The following is a 23,945-nucleotide window of genomic DNA, read 5'->3' as shown; positions in this document are numbered from 1 at the left end:
TGGTCCGATTGTTGGTGAATGGACGCTCCAGTCCCGCGCCCCGGGCTTTGTTGGAGCATGATCTCTTCCGAAAACCGGTTCCCAGTTTTCGGGATCATGCACAGGCCGGAAGATCGTCATCTCCGGACCTGTGAACCAGACTTGCGTTGGGCACATTTTCTGTGAAATAGATTCACGAATGGCGCGACCCGAGATCAACCGCTCCGGCGAAATCGAAGTGTTCCTGCGCGTTGTCGAGGCGGGCAGTTTCTCGGCCGCGGCGCGGCGGCTCAGGATGACGCCATCGGCGGTCAGCAAGCTGATCGCCCGGCTGGAGATGCGGCTTGGCGCAAGGCTGCTCAACCGCTCGACGCGCAAGCTGCAACTGACGCCGGAGGGCGCGGCTTTCCATGACAGCGGCGTGCGCATCCTTGCCGACCTCGACGCGGCGGAGCGCGAGGCGGCGGCAGGGGCAGCACCCAGAGGCAGGCTGAGGGTCAACAGCTATGTGCCGTTCGGCCAGCACCGGCTGATGCCGCTGCTGCCGCGGTTCCTGGAGCGCTACCCCGAAATCTCCATCGAGGCCGTCCTGACCGACAATGTGATCGACCTCCTGGAGGAGCGCGCCGACGTCGCCATACGCGCCGGGCCGCTGCGCGAATCACGACTGGTGGCGCGCAAGCTTGGCGAAAGCCGGATGGTGGTGATCGGTGCGCCCTCCTATCTCGCGGCGCGGGGCACGCCGCGCACGCTGGCCGAGCTTGCAGGCCACAACATGCTGGCTTTCGGCTTCGCGCGGCATATAGACGGCTGGCCTTTCGTCGACGCGGCCGGCGCGCAGATCATCGTCCCCATTGTCGGCAACCTGACGCTGACCGACGGCGAGGCGATGCGGCGGACAGCGATTGCGGGAGCCGGCCTTGCCAGGCTGGCGCATTGGCATGTCGAGGCTGACATTGCCGCCGGCCGACTGGTGCCGTTGCTGGAAGCGTTCAATCCCGGCGATCTCGAACCGACACATGCCGTCTATGTCGGCCAGGGCAAGCATCTGCCGGCCCGGGTGCGTGCCTTTCTCGATTTCCTGGCCGAGACCGTGCGGCTTTGAGGAAGCCGGATTCTCGAAAAGTCACGTTCCAGAGGCGACAGACCAGACCCACGAGCCCTGACCGGCGGCTAACGCGCCGCCTGGCCGAAGGTCTGTTCGACAAGCCGACAGGGGCAGGATATGGAATTCCGTCCGGTGGTCGCGGGCGCGGCTCGCGCCTGGGCACTGGGAGCGTTGGCAAGTCAGGAGGCGTGAATTGATCCGCTTGTCCCTGGTCATGGCATCCCTGCTGGCCATCGCGACATGGCTAGATGCCCCGGCGATCTCGAAGGCTGCCGAGGTTTCGCCAGCGCCCATGGCTTCCGCAAACGCCGGCACTGACGACGTGAAGCAGTTCCTCTCGGTGGTTCTGGCGGAAACGGAGGACTTCTGGAACGCCACCTTCAAGGCTGGCGGATCGACTTATGAAGAGCCGAAGCTGGTGCTGTTCACCGGCTTGATCGCCACCGCCTGCGGTTCCGTTTCAGGGACGGCATATTGCGCGGCAGACCACAGGATTTATCTCGATCCGGCGTTTCCCGAACTTCGAGAGATCGGCTTGACCGGAGACTTCGCCAAGGCGTTGATTGTCGCCCGGGAGGTCGCGCATCACGTGCAGGCCATCTCTGGCGTTCCGCATCAGCCTGTCGCTGACGGCGACCAGCAGGCCGCCATCATCCGATCGGAACAGATCGAACTCCAGGCCGATTGTCTTGCCGGGCTGTGGAGCGGCTATGTCCGGGACCGGCACCTGCTCGACGAGAGCGATCTGGCGCAAGCGAGGAACCTGCTGCGATCGCTGGGAGACGATCAGGCCGCCAATACTTCCGAAAATCCGGCGGGAAAAAGGTACGGGACCTCGGACCAGAGGATCCGCTGGTACGATCGGGGCCTTGCCGGAAAAGCGATCGCGGATTGCGATACATCAGCCAATCCGCTTTGAGGCTGAGCCGGCTCGTCGCCGGTGAGTGCCACCATCATTGGCTGACAGACTTCAAGGCCTCCCTGATCTTTTCAACGACGGTGCCGATATCCGATCGCCCTGACGTATATTCTCCGTCCGGATCGTAATAGGTGTCTCGCAGCCGCTCCAGGCAGGCAATCACGGCGGTCGCGTATTCGTGCGCCGTACCGGCGACGGCGATCTTTTCAAATTCGCCCTGGGCGGCACTGACGGCGCCAACGCAGACTTTCCAATCGTAAGGGCTGGCTGAAGCCGCGGCCTGGCGGTCAGCCATGATCGTCATGATCCTGCTTCGAAATTCCTCGGCGGATGGCGCCATCGTCGCCCCTGACATCGCGCATGCTGTTGCAGCGTCACGATGGTAGTCGCGAAACCGCGCCCGTTACAAGGCGGCCGTGCGGCTTGAGAGCGCGCGAAAAAGCCGCGCGCCGGAAGGCACGCGGCTGTCAGGAAAATCGCCTGGAGCCGTTCAGCCCTTCGGCACGAACGGCGCCGGCCGCCGGCCGGCCGCCTGGCGCTCGAGCATCCAGCCGGGATATTCGGCGGGCAGCGCGCTGACCTCGTCGAGCTTGGCCAGATCGTCGGCGTCGAGTTTCACGCCGGTCGCAGCCAGGTTCTGTTCGAGCTGGTCCATGCGGCTGGCGCCGATGATGACGCTCATCACGAAAGGCTTGGCCAGGACGTAGCCGAGCGCCACCGTGGCGACGCTGACGTCATGCTTCCCTGCGATCTCGCGCATCACCGCGACGGCCGCCCAGGCGCGATCCTCGTTGACCGGCGGGAAGTTGAAGGAGGCACGGCGGCCTTCGCCATTGCCGGGCGCGCCGGGGCCGTATTTGCCCGACAGCAGGCCGCCCGCCAGCGGCGACCAGACCATGAGCCCCAACTTCTCCTCGTTGAGCAGCGGCACGATCTCGCGTTCGAGATCGCGGCCGGCGATCGAATAGTAGGATTGGACGGTTTCGAAACGGGCAAAGCCCTTGCGGTCGGCGATGCCGAGCGCCTTGGCGATGCGCCATGCGGCCCAGTTGGAGACCCCGACATAGCGCACCTTGCCGCTGGCGACGAGATCGTCCAGCGCCCGCATCGTCTCGTCGATCGGCGTCACCATGTCGGTGCCGTGCAGCTGGTAGAGGTCGATATGGTCGAGCTGCAGGCGCTCCAGGCTCGCATCGACCGAATCCATGATATGGCCGCGCGACGAGCCGCGCTGGTTCGGGCCTTCGCCCATCGCGCCATGGACCTTGGTGGCGATGACGACATTGGACCTGGCAACGCCCAGATCCCTCAGCGACTGGCCGAGCAGTTTTTCGGACTCCCCAAAGGAGTAGACGTCCGCGGTATCGAAGAAATTGACCCCGGCGGCGATCGAGCGGCCGACGATCTCGTTGACGCCTTTCTGGTCGAGGCTGGCGATGAGGCCCCATTGGGCGTTCTGGCCGGCGGCGCCGAAGGTCATGGTGCCGAGGCAGAGTTCGGAGACGAATAGCCCGGTATTTCCAAGCTGGTTGTAACGCATGGTGAAGGCTCCAGGATAAATCTGATGACGCAAAGCAAATAGGAACGGAGCGTTTCGTTTCAAGTGCCGACGGTTGGCAAGTGAGCCCAAATCTCCGGCAAGCTGTCAGCTTCCCCAGGGGTTGAGGACGGTCAGGCCAAAATCTTCGAAGTCCGCAACGTTGCGCGTGACAAGGACAAGATCGTGGACCAACGCTGTAGCGGCAATAAGCGAATCGGCGCTGCTGCGTGTCGGACCGGCAGTAATGCGACCCCAGACGAGCGCAACGTCTTCGGTAACCGCAAGAATGCGATCGGCGTTGTCTCGTCGCAATTCCCTTAGCCAGACATCGAGCCACGCAGCCCGTTCGAGTTCTATCCTACGTTGCTTGGCAATTCCCCGCTCGATCTCGCCGAGCGTGATGACGCTGAGGCTGACGGAGGCTGGATCGACGGAGGCCAGCCAGGCGGTCGGCTTCGGCAACCGCCTCTGAACGTCCGAAACGACGTTCGTGTCGAGCAGGTACATCAGAGTTCGACGTCCCGGGTCATCGTATCCGGGCGACGGGTTACCTCTTCGGCAAATTTGTCGTCCCAGCCAGGGCCGGTCAAAAGATACTCGGCGAGCGATTTTTTCTTTCCAGCCAGACGGTCATAGTCTTCGGCGGAGAGCACGACCGCGGCACGCTCGCCGCGCAACGTCACCGTTTGCGGTCCCTCGGTTCGCGCTCGCTGGACCACTTTGGAAAAGTTGTTCTTTGCGTCCTGCAAATGCCAGTTCATGAGATGATCCTAGCTAGCTTGGCTAGATATAAGCCAAGTGCCTGCAAATCTCAATGAGGATGCCCGAGACGGGATCAGCGGCTGCCGAAGATCGCCGAACCGACACGCACGCTGGTGGCGCCGAAGGCGATCGCGGTCTCGTAGTCGCCCGACATGCCCATCGACAGCTTCTCGACCCCTGCCTCCCGCGCGAGCTTTTCCAGCAGGGCGAAATGCGGTCCGGGGTTTTCGTCGGCCGGCGGGATGCACATCAGCCCTTCGATGGCGAGGCCGTGCACGTCCCGGCAGCGCCCGACGAAGGCAACCGCCTCGCGCGGCTCGATGCCGGCCTTCTGCGGTTCTGAGCCGGTGTTGACCTGGACATAGAGTTTCAGTGTGCGGCCCTGCCGGGCCATCTCCCTGGCGAGCTCCGCGGCGATCTTCTCGCGGTCGACCGTCTCGATGACGTCGAACAGGGCGACCGCCTCTTTCGCCTTGTTCGATTGCAGCGGGCCGATCAGGTGCAGTTCGATATCCGGGAAAGCTTGTTTCAGGGCAGGCCATTTGCCCTGCGCTTCCTGCACGCGGTTCTCGCCGAAGACGCGTTGCCCGGCCTCGATCACGGGCTGGATGTCGGCGGCTTCGAAGGTCTTGGAAACGGCCACCAGCGTCACCACGCCGGCTTCACGGCCCGCCTCCCGGCCGGCGGCGGCGATCTTCGCCCTGACCGCGAAAAACTGCTGAACCGTGTCACTCATATGCAAATCCCGCTGTTTTGACCCGCGTTTTTGGCCGCCGCGATGCCCATATGGTTGACGGGTTTGCCAAACCATGGTGAACACCCGGACCATATCCAATGAACTGCCGGGCCCTTGCCCGCAGTCCGTCTGCTTTTAAGTGAAAAACGTCCCATGGCAACCGAACGATACAATCCGCGCGCGTCAGAACCCAAATGGCAGAAGGCCTGGGCGGACAAGAAGCTTTTCGAAGCGCATAATGACGACCCGAAGCCCAAATACTACGTGCTGGAGATGTTCCCCTATCCGTCGGGGCGCATCCATATCGGCCACACGCGCAACTATACGATGGGCGACGTGGTGGCGCGCTACAAGCGGGCCAAGGGCTTCAACGTGCTGCATCCGATGGGCTGGGACGCTTTCGGCATGCCGGCCGAGAACGCGGCCATGCAGAACAAGGTCCATCCCAAGGAATGGACCTACCAGAACATCGCCACCATGCGCGAGCAGCTCAAGGTCATGGGCCTGTCGCTGGACTGGGCGCGCGAATTCGCCACCTGCGACGTCGATTACTATCACCGCCAGCAGATGCTGTTCCTCGACTTTGTCGAGAAGGGGCTGGTGACGCGCAAATCCTCCAAGGTCAACTGGGACCCGGAGGACATGACCGTGCTCGCCAACGAGCAGGTCATCGACGGGCGCGGCTGGCGCTCGGGCGCGCTGGTCGAGCAGCGCGAGCTGACGCAGTGGTTCTTCAAGATCACCGATTACGCGCAGGACCTGCTGGACTCGCTCGATGGCCTGAGCGAGTGGCCGGAAAAAGTGAAGCTGATGCAGCAGAACTGGATCGGCCGGTCGGAAGGCCTGCTGGTGCGCTGGCCGTTGGCCTCGGACGTTGCCGGCGAGCATGAGCTGGAAGTCTATACGACGCGGCCCGACACCATCTTCGGCGCTTCGTTCATGGCGATCGCCGCTGATCATCCGCTGGCCAGAAAGGCTGCCGAGAACAATCCGGCGCTGGCCAAGTTCATCGAGGAAGTCCGCCACATGGGCACCTCGGTGGCGGCTCTGGAGACGGCCGAGAAGAAGGGTTTCGATACCGGCATCCGCGTCGTCCATCCATTCGACGACAGCTGGACGCTGCCGGTTTACGTCGCCAATTTCGTGCTGATGGAGTACGGGACCGGCGCCATTTTCGGCTGTCCGGCGCACGACCAGCGCGACCTCGACTTCGCCAACAAATACGGCCTGCCGGTGGTGCCGGTGGTGATGCCGGAAGGTGAGAATCAGGCGACCTTCCAGATCATCGACGTGGCCTATGGCGACGACGGTGCGATGATCAATTCGCGCTTCCTCGACGGCATGAAGCCGAGCCAGGCTTTCGACGAGGTGGCGAAGCTGCTGGAGCAGAAGACGATCGGCAACCGGCCGATGGCCGAGCGCAAGGTGAATTTCCGCCTGCGCGACTGGGGCATTTCGCGCCAGCGCTACTGGGGCTGCCCGATCCCGATGATCCATTGCGAGGATTGCGGCGTGGTGCCGGTGCCGAAGGCCGACCTGCCGGTCAAGCTGCCGGACGATGTCGATTTCGACCGTCCGGGCAATCCGCTCGACCGCCATCCGACATGGCGGCACGTGAAATGCCCGCAATGCGGTGGGGATGCGCGCCGCGAGACCGACACGATGGATACGTTCGTCGATTCGTCGTGGTATTTCGCCCGCTTCACCGCCCCCCACGCGCATGAGCCGACCGACCCGAAGGCAGCCAATGAGTGGCTGCCGGTCGACCAGTATATTGGCGGCATCGAGCATGCGATCCTGCACCTGCTCTATTCGCGCTTCTTCACCCGCGCCATGCGCGAGACCGGCCATGTCGACCTGGCCGAGCCGTTCAAGGGCCTGTTCACGCAAGGCATGGTGGTGCACGAGACCTATCGCGCCGGCTCCGCATCGAGCGGCCGCTGGCTGGCGCCGACCGAGGTGCGGCTGGAAGGCGTCGACGGCGAACGCCGTGCCTTCGAGATCGCCACCGGCGAGGCCGTCACGATCGGCCCGCTGGAGAAGATGTCGAAGTCGAAGAAGAACACGGTCAGCCCGGAGGACATCACCGACGGCTACGGCGCCGACACGGCGCGCTGGTTCATGCTGTCGGATTCGCCGCCCGAGCGCGATGTCGAGTGGACCGATGACGGCGCGGCCGGCGCGCACCGTTTCATGCAGCGCATCTGGCGCCTGGTCTCGACCGCCGCCGAAACGCTGGCCGGCGTGAAGCCCGCGGCGGCCAGCGATGGCGAGGCGGGCGCGGTCTCCAAGGCCGCGCACAAGATCCTGAAGGCGGTCGGCGAGGATATCGAGAAGCTCGGCTTCAACCGCGCCATCGCCCGCATCTACGAGTTGGCCAATGCGCTGACCGCGCCGCTCAACGAAGTGGCGGAAGGCAAGGCCGATCCGGCACTGCGGGGCGCCTGCCGCGAGGCGGTGGAAATCCTGGTGCACCTGATCGCGCCTGTCATGCCGCATCTGGCCGAGGAATGCTGGGAGACGCTAGGCGGCACCGAACTGGTCGCCGAACGGCCGTGGCCGGTGTTCGATCCGGCGCTGGTCGTCGACAATGAGGTGACCTATCCGGTGCAGGTCAACGGCAAGAAGCGAGGGGATTTGACAATTGCCCGCGACGCGGACCAAGGTGCGGTCGAAAAAGCGGTATTGGCTCTCGACTTCGTGCAGAAAGCACTCGAAGGTAAGGCTCCGCGCAAGGTGATCATCGTGCCGCAGAGGATCGTCAATGTCGTTGCCTGATCGGGAAAAGACAGAGCGGAGCCGCTTGCTGCGCCGTATCGCGCTTGCCGGGCTCATCGGCTCGCTGGCGCTGGTTTCGGCCTGCACCGTGCGGCCGCTCTATTCCAACGCGCCCTTGGCGAACGGCTCGAGCGCCAATGCCGAACTGGCGTCCATCGCCGTCAAGCCGGTCAAGACGCGTTACGCCCAGCAGGTGCGCAACAATCTGATCTTCGGATTCGGGCGCGGCGCCGGCGAACCGGCATCGCCGCTCTATTCGCTGGACCTGACCGTGACCGAGCTCGTGGAATCCTCGGCGCTCGTGCAGGTCGGAACCGACGAGGACGAGCCGACCGCGGGTTCGGTGACGCTGACCTCCAGCTATACGCTGAGCGACATGAAAACCGGCGTCGTCATCTCCGCGGGCAAGCGGGCGATCACCTCGTCCTTCGACCGGCCCCGTCAGGAATTCGCGGCATACCGGGCGCAGATCGATGCCGAGAATCGCGCCGCGCGCGAACTGGCCGAAGCGCTTCAGCTCTCGATCGCCCAGGACCTCGTCCGCCACGGCAAGGCCGGCAGCTAAGCTCCCCGCCGCGCAAGGGCTCGACCCTGGCTCTCGCCGGGGCCGATCGGTCATGGCCGAGGGCTTGGTCCTGCGTGGCGCTTCGCCAGACGATCCCCGGCAAAAATCCAATTTGTCGATAGGACTTTGAAAAAAAATTCGACAGCCCCTGGACCGGTGGCGGGAAGCAACTGTTAACCACTCGCTCCCTATTGCTCAGCAGACATTTCAGCGTGAGTCTTGAGCATGGAATCCAGGCGTTTTCCTCGGGTCGATTCTTCGAAGATGGCTTCGCCCGATAATTCCGAGGGACAGCGTTTCAGCGGCACGGGCGAAAGGGTAGAGGGGCAGCGCGCCGGCGCATCGAGGCCCGGCTTTTCCCCGCCGCCCGTCGATCTCGGCGGCAATGAAAGCCCGGCGTGGCAGGATTATTTCTTCCTGGCGCCCAATGTGCGGTTCACACGCACGCCGGACTACGAGCCCAGGCCTCGCCCGCATCAGGAGGAGGCCGCCAGCCAAGAGGCGGTCAAGCCGCTTCCGGTAGAGCAGGCCAGGCCCGTCACCGCCGCTTATCAGGGACAGCCTTCGGCCGGCACTGCCCAGCCGCGGCGCGACGGCGAGAGGCCGCGGCCCATCCAGCCGGCCGCACCGGCAGCACCGGTCGTCGCCAATGGCCCATCCGCCAATGCCGCCACGACGGAAAAATCGCGGCGGCCCTACCTTTCGGACCATGCCTTCTTCGAGGGGCTGGCGCCGATCCTGGTCGACGTGATGTCGCCGGCCCGTCCAGTCTCGCGAGCACCCGTGGCGGCTCCGCCCTCCGCCGCCCGGACCGATTTCGCAACGCCCTCGTCGGCCGATGTGACCGCATCGTTCCGTGTCATAGAGTGTCGTCCGGGGCGGGCCTCGCCTGTCCCGCCGGAAGTCTTCCCGGCCAATTCGAACAAGGCAGCTGTTGAAGCGCCTGCCCCTGCGAGCAAGCCCGCTAGACAGGCCCGGACGGTGGCGGCGCCTGCCACTGTCACGGACAAGGCCCCCGCAGCGCCAGCCCTGCCGCGCCCGGAGGAAGCGGTTCCGGCAGTCGCCGCGCGTGCGCCGTCACTGCCCATGGCCGGCAAGATCGCGCAGCCGGTGACCGGCGAAATCTATGAACTGCCATCGGAAGAGCTGCTGCAGCAGCCGCCGGAGGGACAGGGATTCTACATGTCGCAGGAGCGGCTCGAGCAGAACGCCGACCTCCTGGAGAGCGTGCTGGAAGACTTCGGCGTGCGTGGCGAGATCATCCATGTCCGCCCCGGTCCGGTCGTCACGCTTTATGAGTTCGAGCCGGCGCCGGGCGTCAAGTCATCGCGCGTCATCGGTCTGGCCGACGACATCGCCCGCTCCATGTCGGCGGTCTCGGCGCGCGTCGCCGTCGTGCCCGGCCGTAACGTCATCGGCATCGAGCTTCCCAACGAGACGCGCGAGACCGTCTATTTCCGCGAACTGATCGAATCCCAGGGTTTCCGCAAGACCAGCTGCAAGCTGGCGCTTTGCCTCGGCAAGACGATCGGCGGCGAGCCCGTCATCGCCGAGCTTGCCAAGATGCCGCATCTGCTCGTCGCCGGCACCACGGGTTCGGGCAAGTCGGTCGCCATCAACACCATGATCCTGTCGCTGCTCTACCGGCTGAAGCCGGAAGAATGCCGGCTGATCATGGTCGACCCGAAGATGCTCGAACTCTCCATCTATGACGGCATCCCGCATCTGCTGACGCCCGTCGTCACCGATCCGAAGAAGGCTGTCACCGCACTCAAATGGGCGGTCCGCGAGATGGAGGACCGTTACCGCAAGATGGCGCGGCTCGGCGTGCGCAACATCGACGGCTACAATGAGCGTGCCGCCACCGCCCGTGAGAAGGGCGAGACGGTCGTCATGACCGTTCAGGCGGGCTTCGAAAAAGGCACCGGCGAGCCGCTGTTCGAGCAGCAGGAGATCGACCTCGCGCCGATGCCCTATATCGTCGTCATCGTCGACGAAATGGCCGACCTGATGATGGTCGCCGGCAAGGAGATCGAAGGCGCCATCCAGCGCCTGGCGCAGATGGCGCGTGCCGCCGGCATCCACCTGATCATGGCAACGCAGCGCCCGTCGGTCGATGTCATCACCGGCACGATCAAGGCCAACTTCCCGACCCGCATTTCCTTCCAGGTCACCTCCAAGATCGACAGCCGCACCATCCTGGGTGAACAAGGCGCCGAACAACTGCTCGGCCAGGGCGACATGCTGCACATGATGGGCGGTGGCCGCATCGCCCGCGTCCACGGCCCCTTCGTCTCGGACGCCGAGGTCGAGCACGTCGTGGCGCATCTGAAAGCCCAGGGCCGTCCCGAATATCTGGAAACCGTGACCGCGGACGAGGATGAAGAAGAGGAAGAAGTCGACCAGGGCGCGGTCTTCGACAAGGGATCGGTCGCCGCCGAGGATGGCGATGCCAGCTATGACGAGGCGGTCAAGGTGGTGCTGCGCGACAAGAAATGCTCGACGTCCTACATCCAGCGCCGCCTCGGCATCGGCTACAACAGGGCCGCCTCGCTGGTCGAGCGCATGGAAAAGGAAGGGCTGGTCGGCGCCCCCAACCATGTCGGCAAGCGCGAAATCATGGCGGGCAGGCGCCAGCCGGCACCGGCGCCCGACGAGGGCGCGGATTGATCGGCAGTCCTCAGGAATGCGCTCTCGCGGCGGTTCGCGAAGCGCCAATAAAAAAAGGCCGGTTGCCCGGCCTTTTCTGTTGAATGCGGGACGGCTCAGCCGATCTTCTGGCCGGTCTTGGCCCAGTCGGCGAGGAAGGTGGCGAGGCCCTTGTCGGTCAGCGGATGGTTGACCAGCGCCTTCAACGTCGCCGGCGGCGCGGTGACGACATCGGCGCCGATCAGCGCCGCCTGCTTGACGTGGTTCACCGTGCGCACCGAAGCGGTGAGGATCTCGGTCTGGAAATCGTAATTGTCGTAGATCTGCCGGATCTCCTGGATCAGCTCCATGCCGTCCGAGCCGGTGTCGTCGATGCGGCCGACGAAGGGCGAGATGAAGGAAGCGCCCGCCTTGGCGGCCAGCAGCGCCTGGTTGGCCGAGAAGCACAACGTGACATTGACCATGCGGTTCATCTGGGTGCGGATCGTCTTGCAGGCCTTCAGGCCGTCCAGCGTCAGCGGCACCTTGATGCAGACATTGGGAGCGATCTTGGCCAGCACCTCGGCCTCGGCCATCATGTTCTTGTATTCGGTCGCCACGACTTCGGCCGAAACCGGGCCTTCGACAATGTCGCAGATCTGCTTGGTCACATCGGCGATCTTGCCGCCGGATTTCAGGATCAGCGACGGATTGGTGGTGACGCCGTCGAGCAGCCCGAGATCGTTGAGCTCACGGATGTCCTTGATATCGGCGGTGTCGACAAAAAATTTCATGGCGGGTCTCCTGACGATTTCGTCGTGCTTGGGAAGGCACGTTCAGCGTTGCTCTTTGATCTAGACCAAAGTCGGGGCAAGGTCACGCCTCATGATCGAAGATTCGCCCTTTGTCGCGGCCGCGCCGGTGCTGGTGCCGATGCCGGCAGAACGCCCCTACACCTATGCCGTGCCGGCCGGCATGCGCGTCGTGCCGGGCTCGATCGTGCGCGTGCCGCTCGGGCCGCGCCAGGTCGCCGGCATCGTCTGGGATGGCGTGGTCGAGAAGGTCGACGCCAGGAAACTGCGTCCGATCGAACAGGTTTTCGATTGCCCGCCGATCGATCGCGCCATGCGCCGTTTCGTCGACTGGGTGGCGCAATATACGCTGTCGGCGCCGGGCATGGTGGCCCGCATGCTGCTCAGGGCGCCCGAAGCCTTCGACCCCGAACCCTGGATCGAGGGGCTGCAGCGGACGTCCCTGGTTCCCGACCGGATGACGGATGCGCGCTCGCGCGTGCTGGAAACGGCCGAAGGCGGCCTCGCCTGGACCCGCTCGGGGCTCGCGCATGCCGCCGGCGTTTCCTCGACGGTGATCGAGGGGCTGAAGGCGCAAGGCGTGTTCGAGACGGTGATGATCCCGCCACGCCCGGTGGTGGCGGCACCCGATCCCAGCTATGCCATGCCCGAATTGATGCCGGACCAGGGCGATGCCGCCTCCCTGCTGTGCGCCAATGTCGCGGCTGGCGCCTTCAATGTGGCGCTGCTCGACGGCGTCACCGGTTCGGGCAAGACGGAGGTCTATTTCGAGGCGGTGGCCGCGGCCCTCGACCGGGGCAAGCAGGTGCTGATCCTGTTGCCGGAAATCGCGCTGACGCATGCCTTCCTGGAACGTTTCCAGCGGCGCTTCGGCGCCAAGCCGGCCGAATGGCACTCCGATCTGCCGCCGAGAATGCGCGAAAAGGTCTGGCGGCAAGTGGCCGAGGGCGGCGTTCGCGTCGTCGCGGGCGCCCGCTCGGCGCTGTTCCTGCCGTTCAAGGAACTCGGGCTGATCGTCGTCGACGAGGAGCACGACCCCGCCTACAAGCAGGAAGACCGCGTCTTCTACAATGCGCGCGACATGGCCGTTGTGCGTGGCCATCTCGCGGGCTTTCCCGTGGTGCTGGCCTCGGCGACGCCATCGGTGGAAAGCCGGGTCAACGCCCAGCAGGGCCGCTATGCCAGGGCGGTGCTCTCCGCCCGCTTCGCCGAGGCGGCGCTGCCCGACCTCAAGGCGATCGACATGCGCCGGGCGCCGCCGGCGCGGGGCGGCTTTCTGTCGCCGGTCCTGATCGAGCATATGCGCCGCACGCTCGAGAAGCAGGAACAGTCGCTGCTGTTCCTCAACCGGCGCGGCTATGCGCCGCTGACGCTGTGCCGGGTCTGCGGCCACCGCTTCGGCTGCCCGGTGTGCTCGGCCTGGCTGGTCGAGCATCGCTTTCGCGGCCAGCTGGTGTGCCACCATTGCGGACACAATGAGCGCCGCCCCGAAGCCTGCCCGGAATGCGGCACGCTCGATCATCTTGTCGCCTGCGGCCCGGGGGTGGAGCGCATCGCCGAAGAGGTCGTCTCGCATTTTCCCGACGCGCGCACGATCGTGCTGTCGTCGGACCTGATGGGCGGCGTCAAGCGGCTGCGGCTGGAATTGGAGGCGATCGCCGATGGCGAAGCCGATATCGTCATCGGCACGCAGCTCGTCGCCAAGGGTCACAACTTTCCCAACATGACGCTGGTCGGCGTGGTCGATGCCGACCTCGGCCTCGCCAATGGCGATCCGCGCGCGGCCGAGCGGACGTTCCAGCTGCTCAGCCAGGTGACCGGCCGCGCCGGCCGCACCGGCAAGAAGAGCCTCGGCCTGCTGCAGACCTTCCAGCCTGACCATCCGGTGATGCGGGCGATCGTCTCCGGCGACGCCGAGGCGTTTTACGAGCGCGAGATCGGCGAGCGTGAGCGCGCCGCGCTGCCGCCCTTCGGCCGGCTGGCCGGCGTCATCGTCAGCGCGGTTACGCGGGCGGAGGCGGAAGGTCACGCACGTGGCCTGCGACGGGCGGCACCCGAAGCCTCGGATCTGTTCGTGCTCGGGCCGGCCGAGGCGCCCTTGTCCCTGCTCGGCGGCCGCCACCGCTTCCGCCTGCTGATCCAGGGCGAACGGCGCGCCGACATCCAGGGTTTCATCAGGGCCATGCTGGCCAATGGGCCGAAGCAGCGTGGTTCGGTAAGGGTGCAGGTCGACATCGACCCGCAGAGCTTTTTGTGAAGCCATGGCCGGGATAGGCTGGCCCGAAATCGGCGAGGAATGCGTGATCTCATGAGAACCCTTGGCCTCATCGGCGGCATGAGCTGGGAATCGACCGCCATCTACTACCGCCTGCTCAACGAAATCGTTCGCGAACGGCTGGGCGGGCTGCATTCGGCAAAACTGTTGCTGTGGTCGTTCGACTTCGCCGAGATCGCCGAGCGGCAGCACCATGGCGACTGGCACGGCGCCGGCGTGCTTCTCGCCGAAGCGGCTCGCAAGCTGGAGGACGGCGGCGCGGAAGGGCTGCTGCTGTGCACCAACACCATGCACAGACTGGCCGACCAGGTGCAGGCGGCGGTATCGATCCCGCTGATCCATATCGCCGACGCCACCGCGGCCGCCATCCAGCGCGCAGGCCTGCATCGCCCGGCGCTGCTGGCGACGCGCTTCACCATGGAGCAGGATTTCTACAAGGGGCGGCTTGCCGACAAGTATGGATTAGAGCCGGTGGTGCCGGATGAAGCGGGTCGCGAGCTGGTACATCGCGTCATCTATGACGAACTCTGCCAGGGCATTATCAGCACAGACTCGAAAGCGGCCTATGTCGCCGAGGCTGAACGCCTGCGCCGGGAAGAGGCCGCCGACAGCATCATCATGGGCTGCACCGAGATCACGATGCTCATCGGGCAGTCCGATTTCGACATACCGGTGTTCGATACGACGCGTATCCACGCCGAGGTGGCGGCGGATTTCGCGCTTGGTTGATGCGCGCCTGCTAAAGTGCCTGATGGCATCTGGCGCGGCATGTTTCCTCGGCTAGAATGCCTGCACATCAAAACAGGTATTTCGAGGGGACGAGATGGACTTTGCGCTTCCGTGGCCGACGAGCCAGGGCGAATGGCTGGCCTGGTCGAGCGCCGTCTTCACCGTGCTGCTCGGGCTTCTGTTCTTCCTGGCGCCGGCCCTTGCCTTTCGTATCCTGCGCCTGCAGGCAAAGCCCGAAAAGGCGGCGGCGATCGCCGAGGGGCGCGGCCGCATGTCAGGCTTCTATCTCGGTGTCGGCCTGTGCTGCATCCTGCTGGCGCAGCCGCTGGTCTACATGGCGCTCGGCTTCTCCTGGCTGTTCACCGCCTTCGGCCGTCTGCTGTCGATGATGTCGGATGGCGCCAATACGCCTTTCAACTGGGTTTCCATCGTGGTGGAACTGGCGCTCGCCGCGCTGCCGCTTGCCTTTGCCTTCGGCTTTGTGCCTTGAATCCTTAGCTATTCCGGCGCGCGGGCCGCGACTCTTTTGCCGGATGCGACAATAGTGACCGAAAACCATGCGGAACGACGCATTGCGGTCTTAAAATGCCTGTGCTAGACGGCAATCGACTTTCGGCCGGGGATAGCGGAAGCCGCGTCTCCGTGCTTGAAAAAATGCAGTAAGGTCAAAGATTTAGCCAGAGTTATTGCTCGCGCCAACAATCTGCGGCCTGTCAGACAAGAGAAAAGACGGTCCGTGGCTCAATCGTCATCGCCAATCTCAGGTGTCGCAGAACGCTATGCCGGTTCGCTGTTCGAACTGGCATCGCAGGCAAATTCCGTGGCCAAGGTCGAAGCCGACCTCAACAGTTTCGAGGCCCTGCTTTCGGGCAGTGCCGACCTGACCCGGCTGATCAACAGCCCGGTGTTCTCCAGTGAAGACCAGGCCAGGGCCATCGCGGCAGTGGCTGACAAAGCCGGTATCACCGGTCTTGCCGGTAATTTCCTGCGCGTCGTTGCCCAAAACCGGCGGCTGTTCGCCGTTCCCGGCATGATCAGGGCGTTCCGCCAGATCGCGGCCGAAGCCAGGGGCGAGACCGCTGCCGAGGTGACGTCGGCCCACGAGCTGACAGCCGCCCAGCAGACCGAACTCAAGGCGGCGCTGAAGAGCGTTGCCGGCAAGGACGTGGCCATCTCCGTCACCGTCGATCCGTCGCTGCTCGGCGGGCTGGTGGTCAAGATGGGCTCGCGCCAGATCGATACGTCGCTCAAAACCAAACTCAATTCGCTCAAGCTTGCACTGAAAGAGGTCGGCTGATGGACATCCGCGCCGCGGAAATTTCCGCAATTCTGAAAGACCAGATCAAGAATTTCGGCAAGGAGGCTGAAGTCTCCGAAGTCGGACAGGTGCTGTCCGTCGGTGACGGTATCGCCCGCGTCTATGGCCTCGACAATGTCCAGGCCGGTGAAATGGTCGAGTTCCCCGGCGGCATTCGCGGCATGGCGCTCAACCTCGAAGCCGACAATGTCGGCGTCGTCATCTTCGGCGCCGACCGCGACATCAAGGAAGGCGACACCGTCAAGCGCACCGGCGCCATCGTCGACGTTCCCGTCGGCCCCGGCCTGCTCGGCCGCGTGGTCGATGCTCTCGGCAATCCGATCGACGGCAAGGGCCCGATCAAGGCGACCGAACGCAAGCGCGTCGACGTCAAGGCGCCCGGCATCATTCCGCGCAAGTCGGTTCATGAGCCGATGTCGACCGGCCTCAAGGCCATCGATGCGCTGATCCCGGTCGGCCGCGGCCAGCGCGAGCTGGTCATCGGCGACCGCCAGACCGGCAAGACCGCCATCATCCTGGACACGATGCTCAACCAGAAGTCGGTGCACGACAACGGTCCGGAAAAGGAAAAGCTCTACTGCGTCTACGTCGCCGTCGGCCAGAAGCGCTCGACCGTCGCGCAGTTCGTGAAGGTGCTGGAAGAGCGCGGCGCGCTCGAATACTCCATCATCGTCGCCGCCACCGCGTCCGATCCGGCGCCGATGCAGTTCCTGGCGCCGTTCGCCGGCTGCACCATGGGCGAATATTTCCGCGACAACGGCATGCATGCGCTGATCAGCTACGACGATCTGTCGAAGCAGGCCGTCGCCTACCGCCAGATGTCGCTGCTGCTGCGCCGCCCGCCGGGCCGCGAAGCCTATCCTGGCGACGTCTTCTATCTGCACTCGCGCCTGCTCGAGCGCGCCGCCAAGCTCAATGACGAGATGGGCAACGGCTCGCTGACCGCGCTGCCGGTCATCGAAACCCAGGCCAACGACGTGTCGGCCTACATCCCGACCAACGTGATCTCGATCACCGACGGCCAGATCTTCCTCGAGACCAACCTGTTCTTCCAGGGCATCCGCCCGGCCGTGAACGTCGGCCTGTCGGTGTCGCGCGTCGGTTCGTCGGCGCAGATCAAGGCGATGAAGCAGGTTGCCGGCTCGATCAAGGGTGAGCTCGCGCAGTACCGCGAAATGGCGGCCTTCGCGCAGTTCGGCTCGGACCTCGACGCCGCTACCCAGCGCCTGCTCAACCGCGGCTCGCGCCTGACCGAACTCCTGAAGCAGCCGCAGTTCTCGCCGCTGAAGACGGAAGAACAGGTCGCGGTGATCTTCGCGGGCGTCAACGGCTATCTCGACAAGCTGCCGGTCAACCAGGTCGGCAAGTTCGAGCACGGCCTGCTCAGCCACATGCGCGCGGCCGGCAAGGACGTTCTCGACGCCATCCGCAAGGAAAAGGCGCTGTCGGACGATCTTCGCGGCAAGCTGAAGGCCGAGATCGACGCTTTCGCCAAGACCTTCGCCTGAGCGAAGCGACAAGACGGGATCAGGTTTGAAGCATGCCTTCATTAAAAGACCTTCGTAACCGTATCGCCTCGGTCAAGGCGACGCAGAAGATCACCAAGGCGATGCAGATGGTCGCCGCGGCGAAGCTGCGCCGTGCCCAAGAGGCCGCGGAAGCGGCGCGCCCCTATTCGGAGCGCATGGGTTCCGTGCTGGCCAACATCACGCAGGCCATCGGCGGCGGCGGCGACGCCCCGGCACTGATGACGGGCACCGGCAAGGACAACGTGCATCTGCTCGTGGTCTGCACCGCCGAGCGCGGCCTGTGCGGCGGCTTCAACTCGCAAATCGCCCGCCTTGCCCGCGACCATATCCGCCGGCTGCTCGCCGACGGCAAACAGGTCAAGATCATTTGCGTAGGCAAGAAGGGGTTCGACATCCTTCGCCGTGACTACGCTTCGCTGATCCTCGATCGCGTCGATCTTCGCGAGGTCAAGACTCTCGGCTTCGTCAATGCCGATGCGATCGCCCGCAAGGTCATCCATCTGTTCAACGAAGGCGCCTTCGACGTCTGCACTCTGTTCTATTCGCAGTTCAAGTCGGTGATCAGCCAGGTTCCGACCGCGCAGCAGATCATCCCGGCCGCGGCTCCTTCGGCCAAGGCCGAGACCTCGGACGGCGCCAGCGCGGTCTACGAATACGAACCAGAACCGGGCGAGATCCTGTCGGATCTCATCCCGCGCAACATCGCGGTGCAGATCTTCCGCGCGCTGCTCGAGAACGCGGCGGGCGAGATGGGCGCCAAGATGAGCGCCATGGACAATGCGACGCGCAACGCCGGCGAGATGATCAACAAGCTGTCGATCACCTACAACCGCCAGCGGCAGGCGCAGATCACCAAGGAACTGATCGAAATCATTTCGGGCGCCGAAGCGCTCTAGGCGCGGTAGGCGGGTCATAGGCCCGCGAAAACACCGCGTGAGAAACAAAGGACGAAAAAGGGTAAAGACGATGGCGAAAGCAGCGACCCCCAAGACAGCGGCCCCGAAAGCCGCAGCCGCGAAGACCGCAGCCCCGGCAAAGGCGGCCAAGGCTCCGGCGGCAGCAGCGAAGGCGGCTCCGGCCAAGGTAGCGGCAGCGCCGGCCAAGGCCGCCGCCGCCAAGACCTCGGCGGTGGCCAGCAAGGCCACGGGCGTCGTCGGCAAGGTCCGCCAGGTCATCGGCGCCGTCGTCGACGTGCAGTTCGGCGATCACCTGCCGCCGATCCTGAACGCGCTCGAAACGACCAATGTCGGCAACCGCCTCGTGCTCGAAGTTGCCCAGCACCTGGGTGAAAACACCGTGCGCTGCATCGCCATGGACTCGACCGAAGGTCTGGTCCGCGGCCAGGAAGTGCGCGACACCGGCGGCCCGATCTCGGTGCCGGTCGGCCCGGGCATGCTCGGCCGCATCATCAACGTCATCGGCGAGCCGGTCGACGAAGAAGGCCCGGTCGCCGCGACCGAGATGCGCTCGATCCACCAGCCGGCCCCGGCCTATGTCGAACAGTCGACGGAAGCGCAGATCCTGATCACCGGCATCAAGGTGCTCGACCTGCTGGCACCCTACGCCAAGGGCGGCAAGATCGGCCTGTTCGGCGGCGCTGGCGTCGGCAAGACCGTGCTGATCCAGGAACTGATCAACAACATCGCCAAGGCGCACGGCGGTTACTCGGTGTTCGCCGGCGTCGGCGAACGCACCCGCGAGGGCAACGACCTTTATCACGAATTCATCGAATCCGGCGTCAACAAGAAGGGCGGCGGCGAAGGCTCCAAGGCAGCCCTCGTGTACGGCCAGATGAACGAGCCGCCGGGCGCGCGCGCCCGCGTCGGTCTCACCGGCCTGACGGTCGCGGAATATTTCCGCGACCAGGGCCAGGACGTGCTGTTCTTCGTCGACAACATCTTCCGCTTCACGCAGGCGGGTTCGGAAGTGTCGGCTCTGCTCGGCCGTATTCCTTCGGCCGTGGGCTACCAGCCGACGCTCGCCACCGACATGGGCGCGCTGCAGGAACGCATCACCACCACCACCAAGGGCTCGATCACCTCGGTGCAGGCGATCTACGTGCCGGCCGACGACTTGACCGACCCGGCGCCGGCAACCTCGTTCGCACACCTTGACGCGACGACGACGCTCAACCGCTCGATCGCCGAGAAGGGCATCTACCCGGCGGTCGATCCGCTGGACTCGACCTCGCGCATGCTCGACCCGCTGGTCGTCGGCGACGAGCATTATGGCGTCGCGCGCCAGGTGCAGTCGATCCTCCAGCGCTACAAGTCGCTGCAGGACATCATCGCCATCCTGGGCATGGACGAACTCTCGGAAGAGGACAAGCAGACGGTGGCCCGCGCCCGCAAGATCGAGCGCTTCCTGTCGCAGCCGTTCTTCGTCGCCGAAGTGTTCACCGGCGCGCCGGGCAAGCTGGTCGACCTCGCCGATACCATCAAGGGCTTCAAGGGCCTTTGCAACGGCGACTACGATCACCTGCCGGAAGCCGCCTTCTACATGGTCGGCGGCATCGACGAAGCGGTCGAGAAGGCACAGCGCCTGGCGGCTGAAGCGGCTTAATCAAGGGAATAGGGAGTAGTCAGTAGTCAGTAGTGAATAGCAGTTGGGTGATCAGGCAATGTCCTTTCTCCCTACGTCCTACTCACTATTCCCTACTCGCTAAATTGACATGGCTGAAGCTTTCAAGTTCGAACTGGTCTCCCCGGAGCGTCTGCTGGTTTCCGAGCAGGTCGAATCCGTCGTCATTCCGGGCGCCGAAGGCGAGATGACCGTCATGGCCAACCACGCGCCGGTGATGACCACCATCAAGCCCGGTGTCGTGACCGTGAAGAGCGCCTCGGGCGGCGAAGAGCGCTACGTGGTGTTCGGCGGCTTCGCCGACATCGTTCCGGCTGGCTGCACGCTGCTGGCCGAATCGGCCGTCGCGGTGAAGAATGTCGACCGGGCCGATCTCGCCCGCCGCATCCAGGACGCCAAGGAAGATGCCGCCGACGCCAAGGACGACCAGTCCCGCAGCAAGGCGGAACAGTTTCTGGCGCAGCTCACCACGCTGGAAAGCGCGTTGCTGCCGGCTTAAAGCCGATTTTCTACAACTGATCGCAAAAGCGGGGCCTTGCCCCGCTTTTTTGTTTGGAGCATCTCGTCGTTCAAAGGATGAGGCGCCTAAGCCTTTGTTTTAACGCAGTTTCGGGCAGAAACCGCTCACACTTTCCTGGAATTATCCTATGCCGAGCGCGGCAAAGGCCAGGGTCGTGCCGTCCCGTCGCAGGTGCACCAGATGCACGGCCACCAATTCGATCAGCGTCTGGCGCTCGGCATGATCCCCGGCAAAGCCGGCAAGGTCGAACACCGCCGTCACGGTTTCATTCGCAGGCAATTGTTGGCTCAGAAGCGCCGTCAGCGCCGCATCGAGCGGATCGGTGAAATGGTTTTCGGGCAAGGTTTTTCCGCGCGCGGCGCAGGCGGCGATCCACGCCGCCACCACCAGTGTGAGATGCACGAACTCGGTTCCGGCTTCCAGGCACTCGATGGCGGACGCTACGATGCGCTGCGGCAGTTTCTGGCTGCCGTCATTGGCGATCTGCGCCGTGCGGTGGGCAAGTGCCGTGTTGGAAAAACGCTCGGCCAGTTCGGCGGTGTAGGCCGATGTGTCGAGCCCGGCATCCTCGGGTAAAGTGGGGATGGCTTCGGCCCACAAGGCATCGACAAACTGCCGGATCGCCGGGTCGGCGAAGGCGCGGTCGACCGTCGCGTGGCCGCTGAGCAGGCCGAGATAGGCGATCGCCGAATGGGCGCCGTTGAGCAGCCTGAGCTTCATGTCCTCGAACGGACCGACATCGCCGACCATGGTGACGCCGAATTTCTCCCAGCCCGGGCGGCCGGCGGTAAAATTGTCCTCCACGACCCATTGGCGGAACGGTTCGGTCATGACGGGCCAGGCGTCCTCGGCGCCCAGTTCGGCGGCGATCCGCGCGCGGTCGGCATCGGTGGTCGCCGGCACGATGCGGTCGACCATGCTGGACGGAAATGCGACCTCGCGGGCGATATGACGGGCAAGCCCAGCTCCCAGGCCGAGCCTTGCGTCGCGCAGGCCGGCGAATTCGATCATCAGCCTGTGCAAGGTGGCGCCGTTGGCCGGCAGGTTGTCACAACAAAGCACGGTGAAGGGCGGGGTACCGGCAGCGAGCCTTCGGGCAAGCGCCTCGGCGAGAAAGCCATGCGCCGTCTTCGGCATGCCGGGGTTTGCAAGATCGTGGACGATGTCGGGATGGGTGGCATCGAGCCCGCCGCCCGCCGTCCTGAGATAGGCCTTCTCGGTGATGGTCAGCGTGACGATGCGGGTGCGCGGATCGACCAGGGCCGCCAGCACGGCGTGTGGATCTTCGGGCGCGACCAGCATCGAGCCGATCGAGCCGATGACGCGCAGTTCCTCCTGGCCGCTGCTCCTGATGGCGAGCGTGTAGAGGCCGTCCTGCGGCGCCAGCGCGTCGCGCGTTTCGCGGCTGCGCAAGGAGACGCCCGTTATGCCCCAGCCCGTCTCGCCGGCGGACAGGCAATCGTCGACATAGGCGGCCTGATGGGCGCGATGGAAGGCGCCGACGCCCAGATGCACGATGCCAGGCACCATGCCGCCCCGGTCATATCCGGGAACCACGGCCGCCGCAGGCAGTGAACGCAGCGTGGCATTGGACAGACGGCTTCGGGTCATGGCGATATCGGGAGTTTTGAGCGGCGGATGCAAGCGGCGTAACACCTGTCCCCGTTCGCTGCAAGGATGCCTCTTTGCCGGGGCACGTTGACATCGCATCGGCCCGAACATACCGATAGGCATGCTGGAAGGAGCCGTTCTCCCATGGTCGCGCTGACCGATCCGGACCTGCTGTTTCCGCCCGAAGCGCAGTCGCGCTCGCTTGCCCGCGACCTCTACGCCGGCATCAAGAACCTGCCGATCGTCAGCCCGCACGGCCATACCGATCCGCGCTGGTATGCGCTGAACGAGCCTTTTCCCGATCCGGCGCAATTGCTCATCGTGCCCGACCACTACATCTTCCGCATGCTGTTCAGCCAGGGCGTGCGGCTGGAGGATCTCGGCGTGGCGACCCTGGACGGCGCGCCGGTCGAGACCGACGGCAGGGCGATCTGGCGGCGCTTTGCCGAGCACTATCATCTGTTCCGGGGGACGCCGACCCGGCTGTGGTTCGACCATGTGCTGGCGCATCTTTTCGGCATCGAGGAACCGCTGGGCGCGGCGACCGCCGACCGCCACTACGACATGATCGCGACATTGCTGCAGTGGGAGAACTTTCGACCGCGCGCGCTGTTCGAGCGCTTCAACATCGAAGTCATCGCGACGACGGAAGGCGCGCTCGACGACCTCGAATGGCACCGGATGATCCGTGACAGCGGCTGGGAGGGCCGTGTCGTCACCGCCTATCGGCCGGATGCCATTGTCGATCCCGACTTCGAGGGGTTTGCGACCAATCTGGACCGGCTGGGCGAGATCACCGGCTGCGATACGGGGACATGGGCCGGTTATCTCGACGCGCACCGGCAGCGGCGGGCCTTCTTCAAGAGTTTCGGCGCGACCTCGTCCGACCATGGCCATCCGACGGCCGAGACGGCAAACCTTTCCGACGCGGCGGCGCAGGAACTCTTCAACCGCATCCGCCGGGGTTCCGACGACGAGCGTGAGCGAAAACTGTTTCGCGCCCAGATGCTGACCGAAATGGCCAAGATGAGCCGGGATGACGGGCTGGTGCTGCAGATCCATCCCGGTTCCCTGCGCAATCACTCGCCTTCGGTCTTCCAGACATTCGGGCGCGACAAGGGCTTCGATATCCCGACCCGGACCGACTATGTGACGGCGCTGAAGCCGCTGCTCGACTGCGTCGGGCTGGACCGCGATCTGAGCGTCATCGTCTTCACGCTCGACGAGAGCAGCTACGCGCGCGAACTGGCGCCGCTGGCCGGTGTCTATCCGGCGCTGAGGCTCGGACCGGCCTGGTGGTTCCATGACAGCCCGGAAGGCATGCGCCGCTTCCGCGAGATGACAACCGAGACGGCCGGCTTCTACAACACCGTCGGCTTCAACGACGACACGCGCGCCTTTCCTTCGATCCCGGCCCGCCATGATGTTGCGCGCCGGGTCGATTGCGCCTTCCTGGCCCGCCTCGTCGCCGAACACCGTCTGCGCCAGGATGAGGCGCATGAACTGGCCGCAGAATTGGCCTATACGCTCGCCAAGAAGGCCTATCGGCTCTGAGG

Annotated in this window: 21 protein-coding genes; 14 read left to right on the top strand and 7 right to left on the bottom strand. The window is 64.7% G+C overall.

What is annotated here, in order from left to right; translation table 11 throughout:
- Positions 1–178: 178 nt before the first annotated feature.
- Positions 179–1,084 carry a LysR family transcriptional regulator gene (locus FFS37_RS22065; protein WP_137933084.1) on the top strand — a complete coding sequence of 302 codons (906 nt, stop codon included), beginning with the start codon at positions 179–181 and terminating at the stop codon, positions 1,082–1,084.
- Positions 1,085–1,280: 196 nt separating this feature from the next.
- Complete coding sequence (locus FFS37_RS22060; protein WP_137933083.1) at positions 1,281–2,006, top strand: neutral zinc metallopeptidase; 726 nt, start codon at positions 1,281–1,283, stop codon at positions 2,004–2,006.
- A gap of 34 nt (positions 2,007–2,040) precedes the next feature.
- Here the strand turns inward: FFS37_RS22060 and FFS37_RS22055 are convergent, their stop codons facing one another.
- The 5 genes from FFS37_RS22055 to FFS37_RS22035 all read right to left on the bottom strand — a co-directional run bounded on the left by FFS37_RS22055 (position 2,041) and on the right by FFS37_RS22035 (position 5,044).
- Complete coding sequence (locus FFS37_RS22055) at positions 2,041–2,301, bottom strand: hypothetical protein (protein ID WP_137933082.1); 261 nt, start codon at positions 2,299–2,301, stop codon at positions 2,041–2,043.
- A gap of 195 nt (positions 2,302–2,496) precedes the next feature.
- On the bottom strand, positions 2,497–3,546 hold the full coding sequence (locus tag FFS37_RS22050) for an aldo/keto reductase (RefSeq protein WP_137933081.1): 1,050 nt from the start codon (positions 3,544–3,546) through the stop codon (positions 2,497–2,499).
- Between the two features lie 105 nt (positions 3,547–3,651).
- Complete coding sequence (locus FFS37_RS22045; RefSeq protein WP_137933080.1) at positions 3,652–4,053, bottom strand: type II toxin-antitoxin system VapC family toxin; 402 nt, start codon at positions 4,051–4,053, stop codon at positions 3,652–3,654.
- Entirely contained in the window at positions 4,053–4,307 is a 255-nt protein-coding gene (locus FFS37_RS22040; RefSeq protein ID WP_137933079.1) for a type II toxin-antitoxin system Phd/YefM family antitoxin, read from the bottom strand. Before FFS37_RS22040 ends, FFS37_RS22045 begins: the two co-directional genes overlap by 1 nt.
- Before the next feature lie 74 nt (positions 4,308–4,381).
- Complete coding sequence (locus FFS37_RS22035; protein WP_137933078.1) at positions 4,382–5,044, bottom strand: YggS family pyridoxal phosphate-dependent enzyme; 663 nt, start codon at positions 5,042–5,044, stop codon at positions 4,382–4,384.
- A gap of 153 nt (positions 5,045–5,197) precedes the next feature.
- On the opposite strand from FFS37_RS22035, the gene leuS reads away from it, so the two are divergent.
- The 3 genes from leuS to FFS37_RS22020 all read left to right on the top strand — a co-directional run bounded on the left by leuS (position 5,198) and on the right by FFS37_RS22020 (position 11,057).
- Complete coding sequence (gene leuS / locus FFS37_RS22030; RefSeq protein WP_137933077.1) at positions 5,198–7,822, top strand: leucine--tRNA ligase; 2,625 nt, start codon at positions 5,198–5,200, stop codon at positions 7,820–7,822.
- On the top strand, positions 7,809–8,387 hold the full coding sequence (locus FFS37_RS22025) for an LPS assembly lipoprotein LptE (protein WP_137933076.1): 579 nt from the start codon (positions 7,809–7,811) through the stop codon (positions 8,385–8,387). Before leuS ends, FFS37_RS22025 begins: the two co-directional genes overlap by 14 nt.
- A gap of 225 nt (positions 8,388–8,612) precedes the next feature.
- The gene (locus FFS37_RS22020) at positions 8,613–11,057 is read left to right on the top strand and encodes a DNA translocase FtsK (protein ID WP_137933075.1); all 2,445 of its coding nucleotides are present in this window, start codon (positions 8,613–8,615) and stop codon (positions 11,055–11,057) included.
- Positions 11,058–11,152: 95 nt separating this feature from the next.
- Here the strand turns inward: FFS37_RS22020 and fsa are convergent, their stop codons facing one another.
- Positions 11,153–11,809: a fructose-6-phosphate aldolase gene (gene fsa / locus FFS37_RS22015; RefSeq protein WP_056575113.1), complete on the bottom strand. Its 657-nt coding sequence runs from the start codon at positions 11,807–11,809 to the stop codon at positions 11,153–11,155.
- 91 nt (positions 11,810–11,900) lie between these two features.
- Between fsa and FFS37_RS22010 the strand changes: the two genes are divergently transcribed.
- The 8 genes from FFS37_RS22010 (at position 11,901) to FFS37_RS21970 (ending at position 20,757) form a co-directional block, all read left to right on the top strand.
- On the top strand, positions 11,901–14,084 hold the full coding sequence (locus FFS37_RS22010) for a primosomal protein N' (RefSeq protein ID WP_137933074.1): 2,184 nt from the start codon (positions 11,901–11,903) through the stop codon (positions 14,082–14,084).
- A gap of 51 nt (positions 14,085–14,135) precedes the next feature.
- Positions 14,136–14,831, top strand: coding sequence for an aspartate/glutamate racemase family protein (locus FFS37_RS22005; protein ID WP_137933073.1), 696 nt, complete (start codon positions 14,136–14,138; stop codon positions 14,829–14,831).
- Positions 14,832–14,925: 94 nt separating this feature from the next.
- Positions 14,926–15,321 carry an AGROH133_08824 family phage infection protein gene (locus tag FFS37_RS22000; RefSeq protein ID WP_137933072.1) on the top strand — a complete coding sequence of 132 codons (396 nt, stop codon included), beginning with the start codon at positions 14,926–14,928 and terminating at the stop codon, positions 15,319–15,321.
- Positions 15,322–15,567: 246 nt separating this feature from the next.
- A complete protein-coding gene (locus FFS37_RS21995) occupies positions 15,568–16,128 on the top strand; it encodes a F0F1 ATP synthase subunit delta (RefSeq protein ID WP_137933071.1) in 561 nt (186 codons plus the stop codon).
- On the top strand, positions 16,128–17,657 hold the full coding sequence (gene atpA, locus FFS37_RS21990; protein ID WP_137933070.1) for a F0F1 ATP synthase subunit alpha: 1,530 nt from the start codon (positions 16,128–16,130) through the stop codon (positions 17,655–17,657). The genes FFS37_RS21995 and atpA overlap by 1 nt, the downstream gene beginning before the upstream one ends.
- Before the next feature lie 32 nt (positions 17,658–17,689).
- The gene (locus FFS37_RS21985; protein WP_137933069.1) at positions 17,690–18,574 is read left to right on the top strand and encodes a F0F1 ATP synthase subunit gamma; all 885 of its coding nucleotides are present in this window, start codon (positions 17,690–17,692) and stop codon (positions 18,572–18,574) included.
- Between the two features lie 70 nt (positions 18,575–18,644).
- Entirely contained in the window at positions 18,645–20,240 is a 1,596-nt protein-coding gene (gene atpD, locus FFS37_RS21975) for a F0F1 ATP synthase subunit beta (RefSeq protein WP_171026364.1), read from the top strand.
- Positions 20,241–20,349: 109 nt separating this feature from the next.
- The gene (locus FFS37_RS21970) at positions 20,350–20,757 is read left to right on the top strand and encodes a F0F1 ATP synthase subunit epsilon (RefSeq protein ID WP_137933068.1); all 408 of its coding nucleotides are present in this window, start codon (positions 20,350–20,352) and stop codon (positions 20,755–20,757) included.
- Between the two features lie 141 nt (positions 20,758–20,898).
- Here FFS37_RS21970 and FFS37_RS21965 read toward each other — a convergent pair whose 3' ends face one another.
- Positions 20,899–22,389 carry a mannitol dehydrogenase family protein gene (locus FFS37_RS21965; protein WP_137933067.1) on the bottom strand — a complete coding sequence of 497 codons (1,491 nt, stop codon included), beginning with the start codon at positions 22,387–22,389 and terminating at the stop codon, positions 20,899–20,901.
- A 144-nt stretch (positions 22,390–22,533) separates the two neighbouring features.
- Between FFS37_RS21965 and uxaC the strand changes: the two genes are divergently transcribed.
- Complete coding sequence (gene uxaC / locus FFS37_RS21960) at positions 22,534–23,943, top strand: glucuronate isomerase (RefSeq protein WP_137933066.1); 1,410 nt, start codon at positions 22,534–22,536, stop codon at positions 23,941–23,943.
- Positions 23,944–23,945 lie beyond the last annotated feature (2 nt).

This window comes from Mesorhizobium comanense (genome assembly GCF_005503535.1).
Lineage (GTDB): Bacteria > Pseudomonadota > Alphaproteobacteria > Rhizobiales > Rhizobiaceae > Mesorhizobium > Mesorhizobium comanense.
The sequence above is the reverse complement of the archived record's forward strand: the minus strand, read 5'-3'. Positions and strand labels throughout refer to the sequence as shown.